1 protein-coding gene is annotated in these 557 nt (G+C 64.6%); it reads left to right on the top strand.

The features are described 5' to 3' along the window. Positions 1-557, top strand: a 557-nt coding sequence (locus Q1A36_RS21375) for a hypothetical protein (protein WP_299848204.1), incomplete at both ends; no start/stop codon positions are given.

Below are 557 nucleotides of genomic sequence, written 5' to 3'. Positions count from 1 at the left end.
GGGCGAGGCCGGGGTGGTCCCCTACAGCGGCGAGACCCCGGCCGAGATCATGCCGGATGCGACCGTCCACCTGATCGATTTCGCCAATGCAGCCCTGTATTCCGACCGGGCGGGGACCATTCCCGCGCTTGACGGTGGTCCGGTCGGTCGGATCGTGGCTGGTGATATCGTCCTGACAGCACAGAGCGATACCGCGCGGCCAGTCCTGACGGGCGAAATGGTCTACTTCACCGCCGACCCCATGACCGGTGCACTGCCCGCGTCGATCCGTGCCGAATATATTGCGGCGGTCCTGCCCATGATCGCGGCGGCCTCCGCCAATGTTTCGCTCATGCTGGGCGGCATAGCCCTGTCGCAACGAGGCTCCGCGCAGAATATCGGGATCGATGCTCCCAACGGTTGGAATCCGTATGTCGGCATCAATGACTGGAGGGATGGCCGGAAGGTGCTGTTCGAGGTCATTCGGACCGATCCGCAGCTCCAGATCCGGGCAGTCGCATTGGAGGGCCTGCCGTCCGGCGCCAGAGTGAGGACCGCGACAGACACCGGAACGACAT

This window comes from uncultured Paracoccus sp., assembly GCF_947487305.1.
Lineage (GTDB): Bacteria > Pseudomonadota > Alphaproteobacteria > Rhodobacterales > Rhodobacteraceae > Paracoccus.
This window is presented reverse-complemented; position numbering and strand designations above follow the sequence as displayed.